Annotated in this window: 8 protein-coding genes and 1 pseudogene; 1 reads left to right on the forward strand and 8 read right to left on the reverse strand. The window is 40.3% G+C overall.

Features of this window, described 5'->3' with window-relative positions; translation table 11 throughout:
* Positions 1-1,693, forward strand: a 1,693-nt coding sequence (locus GXZ17_RS01790) for an ABC transporter ATP-binding protein (protein WP_409375581.1), incomplete at its 5' end; no start/stop codon positions are given.
* 119 nt (positions 1,694-1,812) lie between these two features.
* On the opposite strand, the gene GXZ17_RS01795 is transcribed toward GXZ17_RS01790, so the two are convergent.
* The 8 genes and pseudogenes from GXZ17_RS01795 to GXZ17_RS01830 form a co-directional block, all read right to left on the reverse strand.
* Entirely contained in the window at positions 1,813-2,700 is an 888-nt protein-coding gene (locus tag GXZ17_RS01795) for a dihydrodipicolinate synthase family protein (RefSeq protein WP_409375582.1), read from the reverse strand.
* Between the two features lie 96 nt (positions 2,701-2,796).
* Positions 2,797-3,837, reverse strand: coding sequence for an exo-alpha-sialidase (locus GXZ17_RS01800; RefSeq protein WP_409375583.1), 1,041 nt, complete (start codon positions 3,835-3,837; stop codon positions 2,797-2,799).
* A 92-nt stretch (positions 3,838-3,929) separates the two neighbouring features.
* Entirely contained in the window at positions 3,930-4,667 is a 738-nt protein-coding gene (gene kdsB, locus GXZ17_RS01805; RefSeq protein ID WP_409375584.1) for a 3-deoxy-manno-octulosonate cytidylyltransferase, read from the reverse strand.
* A 2-nt stretch (positions 4,668-4,669) separates the two neighbouring features.
* Positions 4,670-5,896, reverse strand: coding sequence for a hypothetical protein (locus GXZ17_RS01810; RefSeq protein ID WP_409375585.1), 1,227 nt, complete (start codon positions 5,894-5,896; stop codon positions 4,670-4,672).
* A 35-nt stretch (positions 5,897-5,931) separates the two neighbouring features.
* Positions 5,932-6,789 carry a carbohydrate ABC transporter permease gene (locus GXZ17_RS01815; protein ID WP_409375586.1) on the reverse strand — a complete coding sequence of 286 codons (858 nt, stop codon included), beginning with the start codon at positions 6,787-6,789 and terminating at the stop codon, positions 5,932-5,934.
* Positions 6,776-7,651 carry a carbohydrate ABC transporter permease gene (locus GXZ17_RS01820; protein WP_409375587.1) on the reverse strand — a complete coding sequence of 292 codons (876 nt, stop codon included), beginning with the start codon at positions 7,649-7,651 and terminating at the stop codon, positions 6,776-6,778. Before GXZ17_RS01820 ends, GXZ17_RS01815 begins: the two co-directional genes overlap by 14 nt.
* A gap of 106 nt (positions 7,652-7,757) precedes the next feature.
* Complete coding sequence (locus GXZ17_RS01825; protein WP_409375588.1) at positions 7,758-9,029, reverse strand: ABC transporter substrate-binding protein; 1,272 nt, start codon at positions 9,027-9,029, stop codon at positions 7,758-7,760.
* Positions 9,030-9,202: 173 nt separating this feature from the next.
* Positions 9,203-9,463 (reverse strand): annotated as a pseudogene (locus GXZ17_RS01830) (substrate-binding domain-containing protein); the annotation flags it as partial.
* Positions 9,464-9,850: the final 387 nt, after the last annotated feature.

A 9,850-nucleotide genomic window follows, 5' to 3' on the forward strand; every position in this document is an offset into this window, starting at 1 on the left:
CATGACCAAAGAGCAGGCTATAGCCGAGCTAAAGGCTAAAGGACAGGACCAGTTAGCCGAGATGTTGTCGGCAATGGATGTAACCCCGGGGAAAGGGGTAGACTTCAACGCCTTGCTGCGTATACTGCTTATCCTTTTAACTGTATATCTTCTGGCTGCTTTCTTTCAATGGTTGCAGCAATATACCATGGCCGGCGTAGCCCAGAATACTGTATACCGACTGCGGCGGGACATAGATACCAAACTTGCCCGGTTGCCTTTAAAATATTACGACAACCATCCTCACGGCGATATCTTAAGCCGCGTAACCAATGATGTAGATAATATAGCTCATACCCTCCAGCAGAGTATCACCCAGGTGATACACGCTGTGGTAACAGTCATAGGGGTACTGATTATGATGTTTTCCATAAGTCCACTTCTATCATGGATATCGCTGGCCATTATACCTCTGTCACTTCTGGTAACCATGTTTGTGGTCAGGCGGTCTCAGAAATACTTTATAGCCCAGTGGGACAGCACCGGTGCTTTAAATGGTCATATAGAAGAGGCATTTACCGGTCATAACATCATTGAAGCATTCAACCAGCAAGATAAAACCATAGAGCGCTTTGACGAAGAGAATGAGAGAGTTTATGAAGCCAGTTTTAAAGCTCAATTTATATCCGGCATCATACGTCCGGCTATAAATTTCCTGAACAACGTAAATTATGTGGTAATATGTGTGGTAGGCGGAATACGTGTAGCCACCGGCCTTATCACTCTGGGTGGTGTGCAAGCTTTCATCCAGTATTCCCGACGGTTTACCCAACCGGTGATTCAGGTTGCCAGCATCACAAACGTTTTGCAATCTACTGTTGCTTCTGCAGAGCGAGTGTTTGAACTGCTGGATGAAGAGGAAGAAATACCGGATACCGAAAACCCGGTAGTGCTGGAAAATGTAAAAGGACATGTAAGATTTGAGCATGTATACTTCAGCTACCACCCCGATACTCCTTTAATCGAGGATTTGAATCTGGATGCCCAGCCCGGCCAAACTGTGGCTATAGTAGGCCCCACCGGAGCTGGTAAAACAACGCTGGTTAATCTGCTCATGCGCTTTTATGAGATAGATAGCGGACGCATCACCATAGATGGTGTAGATATCCGAGACATGAGGCGAGACGACCTGCGCAAGATCTTCGGTATGGTGCTGCAGGACACCTGGCTATTTAATGGCACTATAAGGGATAACATTGCCTATGGCAAGGAAGGAGCCACAGATGAAGAAATAGTAGCAGCGGCTCAGGCAGCATACGTAGACCACTTTATCAGAACTCTACCTCAAGGATACGATACTGTACTTACTGAAGATGCTTCTAATATATCTCAGGGGCAAAAACAACTGCTGACCATAGCCCGGGCTTTTTTAGCTGATCCCAAGATATTGATACTGGATGAAGCCACGAGCTCTGTAGATACCCGCACCGAGATGCTTATCCAGAAAGCCATGGCCGAGCTGAGGCAAGGCCGCACCAGCTTCGTCATTGCTCACCGATTATCCACTATCCGCGATGCTGACACCATACTGGTTATGAACCAGGGCCGGATTGTAGAACAGGGAAATCACGAGGAGCTCATGGCCACCCGTGGTTTTTACTACGACCTCTATATGAGTCAATTTCTCTCACCTGTGAGTGCTGATGCGGTGTAGCAAAATTTGTTATCCTATTCGGAAAACATAGAGAAAGCAAGAAAAACGGGTTTGAAAAATAAGTAGCGGTGAGGGACAAAACTTTGCCTCTCACCGCTACTGCATTCATAAACTATTAGCTAAAATATAGTTTCTGCCCAATTAATTATTCCCTCTACCGTTTCATTGCTTGATACAGTACTGAAGGCTTCTCTGCAGATGCCATTTCCAATACCTCGTAGCTTAAGAGCATACTTGAGGAGAGGAATGTTACCATATTTTAGAACGTTAACTATCTTTGCTATATCTAACTGAGTTTCTCTTGCTTCTTCGAGTCTATTTTCCTTGAATTCTTTCCATAATTTAGTAAACAATTCAGGAAAGACATTGGCATTCCCACTGATGCTTCCCTTACACCCAGCGCTTAACCCGCTTAAAAGCTGCTCATCTGCTCCCTCGATAATCATTACATCTTTTTCTCGGAAAGCTAAAAGATACTCCATAACCGTAGTTAAACTCCCACTGCTGTCTTTTATGCCTACAATATTAGGGCAGTTTTCCACAAGTTTAACAAATAGAGAAAGATCAATCCGGTTTCCAGTACGCTGGGGAATATTGTAAAGGTAGACCGGAAAATCCTGAGGTAGAGAATTGGCTATTTTAGAAAAATACCTAAAAAGCTCATCTTCTGAATAGGAATAGTAATAAGGAGACAAAGCTCCTATCCCATCAGCTCCACAAGCGTAAGCGTGTTTAGCTAATGCTACAGCATCTCCCGTTGTGATACTTCCGATGTGAACATAAACAGTAATTTTCCCTTTTACATGGTTTACCACTGTCTCAGCTATTTTTTTTCTCTCCTCTAAAGCAAGGAGAGGAAATTCTCCAGTTGTCCCACAGACATATACCCCATTTACTTTTGCGTCCATTAAAAAATCTAACAGAGCTTCCATTCCTTCATAATCAACAGAATAATCCTCATTGAACAAAGTAAGGATTGCCGGGTTAATTCCTTCTAAATGTTTCATTAGTTTCCTTCCTTTCTGATTATATTTTGGCAAAAGTACTTCCTGATTTCCAAAAGAGGTATATATCTATGCCTGAGATTATATCCTCCTGGCCATTTACTTATGGAAATTAAATTTAAGAATATCATCCACCCCAAGGCACACATGCTTAATGGCAAGTCGGTTGTAAGTATAAACTATGTGTATTCTTTTATTTTTATCCTGAATTATTGCTGGATAGCTATATTCTCCCTCTTGGTTTTCTAGGTCCATAATCAATTGCCATGATTCTCCCTCATCTTTTGACACTGCCAAACTCAGTGGTGTTCGAGGCCCCCAAGGAGGATATAGACCACTATTGTCCTGGTGAGAAGGAGATAATTTTCGGATAACACGGATTAGTTGTTTACGACTCTCTTTATCCAGTTTTCCAGTATCTACATTTCTAATGTTTTTAGAAGATTGACCAACACTTTGCTTCCCATCTTCTCCCAATCCTGTGGGGTTAAAAGCCAAAACTAACTCTCCAGAATCCAGTTTTACCATGTCTATGGCACTATTATTATTGGGAAGACTGGTTTTTGTTGCAAAGCTCCAGCTTTTTCCTCCATCATGAGAACAAGACTTATAAATCCATCCTTCCCAAGAGCGCATGTAAGCTAATATAGAACCATCGCTCAGCTCTACTATAGTGGGCTGGTCAAGTAATAATCTTTCTCTTTCCCCTATGTCTCCATAGATTTTCCACTTTTTTCCTCCATCATGAGAACAAACAAATGTAGCTACCCATTTTTTCTCATACTCTGCTGGTATAATCCACACTTCAGGCCTTGTCTTGAGGTGAAGAGGCTTATTTTTACCTAAAATTCCTTTCCTCTTTATAAAAAATTCTAAATCCGTCCATGTGCAACCATCATCATAGGATCTTTTAAGAAACAGGTAAGTGCCTCCTTGGCACCACCGTCCGTAGTTTACAGGGGCTAAAAGCCACACTGCTTCATCAGGCCCGACAAATATCCTGGGATTTCCTGCTGCATGCCCTGCAACATTAACTAAAACACTGAAGGGTTCCCATCGATCATTTCCCGCTTTTAGTCTGCTCCCCAAAATCACTGAATCCTCAGAACCTTCTTCTCTACCGGCATACCATGCCGTCAATAAATCTCCGTTGGCCAACTCACAAATGGTAGAAGAGTGACAGGTGGGATATTTCTGAGTACTAGTGAAAACAAACTGGGATTCTGTTATTGCTAATCAACTCCTTTTTTTAATATTTCTCGAACTTTCTCCAGATCTTCCTCGGTATCCACACCAAGACCTTCATACCGGTATTTTGTCTCTACCACTTTTATTTTATAGCCTAACTCCAAAGCCTTAAGTTGCTCCAACGACTCAGTCAGATGTAGTGGCGTATCCTCCGCTTCAATATACTCCATCAGAAAAGGTTTTCTATAAACATATATTCCAATGTGCTCGTAACATTTGAAACTCTCCCGGTTTCTGGGAAAAGGAATGAGAGATCGCGAAAAGTACAGAGCAAAATTATTTTTATCAAACACCACCTTAACCACGTTGGGGTTGTCAAACTCGTTACCTTCAGAAATTTCATAACACAACGTGGCCATAGGAATATTCTCGTCTTTCACCATGACTTCTACTACTTCATCGATCATTCGAGAATCAACCAATGGCTCATCTCCCTGTATGTTAACAACTATATCTACTTCCATTTCTTTAACCACTTCTGCAGTTCTACTGGTTCCTGAGAGGTGAGTGGGTGATGTCAGTACCGCTTTCCCTCCAAAATCTACAACTGTATGGACAATCCTTTCATCATCGGTTGCAACTACAACATCATTTAATGAACTCGATTTTTTAGCTCTCTCATAGACATGTTGAATCATTGGTTTTCCACATATATCAACAAGTGGCTTTCCCGGTAGTCTCGTAGAACTATAACGAGCAGGTATTACACCAATAGTTTTCATGTTTATTTTCTCCCTTCGCGGATTATAGGAAGTCCATTTTTAGTTTTTTCAAGAAATGTTTCCTTATCAAAAGGTTTAACATTCTCTACTATCCACTCCCGCATTTTTTTACCTTCTTCCGATTCCTGAGGATAACTGATAAAATCAAGGGAGATGTTCAGTGCTTCACAGATTTTCCAAGCCATTATGGGCCATATTACCCCTATGTCTCCTACAATAGGCACGCTTTGCTCCAGACGAGCGAATCCAGACATCTCCATCCGGAAAGGAACACCAAGGACTTTAGTTTTTGGCTTCCCCATATTAATGGATTTTTGAACCATTCCGCCTTCTCTTTCTTTTATCCATGCGTCTTTCAGGTTAACGTCCAGGTCAATCCTTACTAACACCTTTTCCTTCAAACTGTAAGTTCTATATCCATCCCAGTTTGGCCAGATACCATGACCAGTATAACACTCAAACGGGCCATCGTGTATCTCTTGAGTGAGAGCAACTGCTGATTCTATGACGGCGTCAGCCTTCTCAAGCAATAGGGCTATACGCATACATCTCTCCGAAATAGGTATACTGTCACCAATCGAAAGCCCTACTGTTCCTCCTCCAATTAATTGAGGCACACTAACCATCACCGGTATATTTTTTTCTGCTCCGATTCCCAACATTGTCCTTTGATCACAACCAAATCCTGCGACAAGCTCAAAAGGTAATCCGTATGCCAAAGAGACAGAAAGGATTTCCCGGGAAATCCTTTCTGTCCGCAAGCCCATAGGATAGGCCACATTTCCAGCGGCTTTTATAATGATGTCGCCCTCTAAATTCTCACCTTTCTTTATTAATTCTTTATCGATGACCATTTCTCTTTCGAGTTTTTCTATTTCTTCAGCAGTCATTTGAGTGAATTCAAAAACATCTCCTCGAGGAAGAAAATCTGTGCTGAGACCCAGCTTCTTTCCATCCACCCTCTTAACTCTGTCCAGAGTCCCGGCTAGCTCATGAGCGATAACCGCTGAACTGGTTATGACACCATCGATTACACCTTTTTTAATTAGCTCTGCTATTAGCGTCGTGACTCCTTCATGAATATTGGGCCCACTCCCAGTTGCCACCACTATATTACCGCCACTTTCCTTTATTTTAACCAGTTTATTTATGCAGTCATCCAAAGCTCCTCGGACTTCATCTTCCAGCTCTTCATAGTATTTTTCTATTGGTTTTATCAATACACCCATTTTCTCACCCCTTCTCCCTTATTAATTATTTAAATTTATTGTTTTAATCCACTAGTTACTATTCCTCTCACAAAAAATCTTTGCAAAAAGATAAAAAGCACCACAGGAATGATAATAGAAAGTAACGCACCAGCCATAACTATAGTGTAGGGAGGCTGATGCATTATTCCTGTAGTAACACCAAACACGTTAACAGCAAGTCCCACTGGTAAAGTTTTTACTTTGTCACCGCTAGTTGCAACTAAGGGCCACATCAGGTAATTCCAGCTTTTAAAAGCAGTAAAAAGAACAGCCGTAGTCATTGCTGGTCTAATTAAAGGCAAAACTATCCTAAAAAGTATCCCCCAATAGCTGCAACCATCTATTTTTGCCGCATCTTCAATATCACGGGGAATTTCGGCTACAATAAACTGCCGGAAGAGAAATATGGCAAATGCATTCACAGAAAGAGGGATCATTAAGCCTATATAAGTATTCAGCATCTTAAGACGGTAGAAAAGTAAATACAGCTGGGGCATATAAGCATAAAAGGGAATCATGATTGTAAGTAAGCACATAGTAAACAGAAGGTTTTTCCCTCGGAAATTCAGACGGGCAAAAGCGTAGCCAGCAGGTAACGCTGTAAAACAGGTAAGTGCGACTGTCCCCACTGTCACAATTATACTATTGATAGTCCAACGTAAAAAAGGATATCGATCAATGATGAATACATAGTTTTCAAAAGTGAATGGTTTAGGAATCCACTCCCACGTTTTTTTCAGGGCCTCAGATTCCTCCTTAAAGGACGTTGAAACCATAACAAGAAGAGGAATCAAATAGTAAAGCACAACTATCACTAAAATTACATACAGCGCCACAATACCAGGGCTTATTTTTTTCTTATTTTTCTTCATCTTGGAAGACTCCCATTTTTAGTTGAAACAGACTAGCCAATAATATCAATATCAATGTTATAGCCGAAATAGCTGAGGCATATCCTATTTCAAAATTATTAAAGGCCGTGGTAAAAATCTTAAACACGAGGGTTACAGTACTCTCAACTGGTCCTCCCTGAGTCATAATATAAATTTCATCAAATACTTGGAACGAATTTGCCCAACAAAGCACTACCACATAAACTGTCGTATATCGCAAGAGAGGCAGGGTAATAAAACGAAATTTAGCCAAAGAACCTGCTCCATCCATTTCTGCTGCTTCGTAGAGCTCTTCAGGAATGCCCTGTAATGCTGCGAGATAAACTATGGTATTAAAAGCCACCGACCACCAAGAATTCATAATTACTATCGATGGTATTGCCAATTTGGGGTTTGACAGCCACCCAGGGGGTGAAGAAACACCTATCATCCGGAGATAACTATTCAAAATCCCAAAATTTTTATCATATATCCACTTCCAGAGAATCCCTGCAGCTGCACTTGATATTACGTAAGGCAACAGCACAATGGTTCTAGCAAATATCCTACCTTTCAGTTTTAAGTTCAAAAGCATTCCAAGAAGTAATCCCAATACTGTTAATACTATTGTTACAAGTACCGTGTAATAAACAGTATTACCTAATGCTTTCCAAAACGAATTATCCCCAAATAGTTTAGTGTAGTTTTCTATACCGACAAATTTGGGAGTTCCTATAATATTCCACTTAGTAAAACTTATGGGAATTAAGGTTACGAAAGGAATTAGGAAAAACAATGTATACAGAAAGAAGTACGGCAAGAGAAACCAGAATGCTGTTTTTCCTTCCACCTTAGCTCTCATGTGTCCCACCTTCTGAGCTGCGAAGCTCGCTCAGTCTTTAGATTTTCTTGGTTAATCTAATCCAATCTTCAACTGAGCGAGCTTCACTATTGATAGATGCTTCAAATCATTCCTCTGCCAAAATCTGATTTATTGTATCTGCTGCTTTTCTTATCGCATTTTCCGGTGTTTCTCTGTTGAGCATGACTGATTCAATCATTACTACCAAAGGTGAAGTTGCTTCTCTCCCAAATACTTCTTCTCTTTTCACAATCGGTGGATAATAGTGAGTAAAAGGCAGAGATTCCGCAAAAGCTTTCGATAGTTTGAGATTTTTGAATTCTTCAGACTCTAAAACCTCTTTTCTTACTGGCAGGTGGCCTGCCTTCTGAGTCCAGATCAGACTCTCATCAGAAAGAAACTTTATAAGTTTCATCCCCGCTTCCATTTTTTGAACATTGTCCGTAGCTGTCAGCACCAAAACATGTGAATCACCCCATGTTGCTGGCTGGTCATATATGACTGGCAATGGAGTAGTTCCATATTCTAAACTTTCGTATTTATTAAAATCGTACATAGCCCAAGGACCTGTTATATTCATTGCCACTATCTCTTTAACAAAATCATCATCAGGAGATGCTTCTTCTTTCGGAACAACTTCATACTTATATACTAAGTCCTGTAAAAATTGCAGAGATTCTATCCCTATTTGGTTATCAAATGCTGCTCTCTTAAGATCATCGGTAAGTATTTTTCCATCCTTATGCTGCCACACCAAAGACATCCAAATCCTGAAAGGTATCCCTCCGCTATAAGCAAGACCAAACCCATATCGATCGTCTTTGGTTAGCTTCTGAGCACAGCTTAAAAATTCTTCCCCATCTTTAGGAGGATTATCAGGATCCAGTCCAGCGTCTCTAAAGAGTTTTGTATTGTAATATAGGGCAAGAGGATGCATATCGAGAGGAATGGCATATCTTGTTCCATTTAGTTGTGTTCCTTCCCAAGCCGTTTCTACAAAATCTTCTTTCTTGAACCCTACCTCTTCTGCTAATTTACCAATATCAGCTAACACACCAAAACTAGCTTGTTGAGTAAGAGCTGATTGCTGCATTGTCAACACATCCGGAGCAGCCCCTACACGATAGTCAAGCAATAGTTTGGTGTAAAGCGTGCTCCAGTCCATGATTTCTTCATTGACATGTATTCCATATTCATTGGTTTCATTAAACTTGGAGATGAGCTCAGTAAGTACTACATTCTCCGGAGCGCCTACCCCATTCCAAAAAGTGATTTCGATTTTAGAAGCAGCCAAGGCATTTCCACTTAGGCCCATAGAAAATACCACTAAAATCACACTTACCATTAAAATTTCAAACACCAACAATAATTTTTTCATTTCCCTTCTCCTTTCATAAAAAGACTTGATATTAGTAGTTTTTGCTTTTTAAAGCTATAAAGCTTTATACTTTTAGATCGCCTCCTTTTAGGTCAAGTAATTTACCATTTTTTTCTTTACTAAATTAAGCTTGCCATTAGCTCATCATCTGTCTTTTCAAGCTTTTCATACCCCTATGAAATCTCTAAAGTAACTGGTATTTTCTTCAAGAAGTGCTCCTGCAATTGTCCTACTTGTTTCTCTTGCAATAAGCTTATCACCTCCTTCTTAATATTTGAAGGTCTGTAGTCTATAAAAATAAAAAACAATTGAGCAGCGACAGAACCAATGGTATATATTGGCTGAGAAATAGTTATTAATGGAGGGTTCATAAGAGAAGTCCACTCCAAATCATCAAAACCCACAATTCCTATTTCCTCTGGAATTTTAATTTTAAGCTCTTTTAAAGACTAGAAGCGCTCCTGTCGTCCTTACACTGTTGACTATAAAAATAGCATCTGGATGAGCTAAAAAAGGAAGGGTATACAATTAAAGCTGCCTGTGAAGCTCTGGGTATAGCAAGAAGCAGTTATTACACATCTTGAAAAAGACAGACAACCGAAAAAGCAGAAAGAAAAGTTAAAGAAAAAAATGCAGAGATAAAGAAATCAAGACTCTTCATCCTTTCTGGGGATATAGAAGGATAACCGCCCGGCTAAGAAACATAGTTATCATATAGTTATCAATGAGAAACGAGTAAGAAGGATTATGAAGGAAGAAAATCTAATGATGGAAGCTAAGAAGTACAAAGCTAAAAGAACTCCCCAGAGGAGAAAAGGAGG

Source organism: Candidatus Sordicultor fermentans, from assembly GCF_012728195.1.
Lineage (GTDB): Bacteria > Atribacterota > Atribacteria > Atribacterales > Caldatribacteriaceae > Sordicultor > Sordicultor fermentans.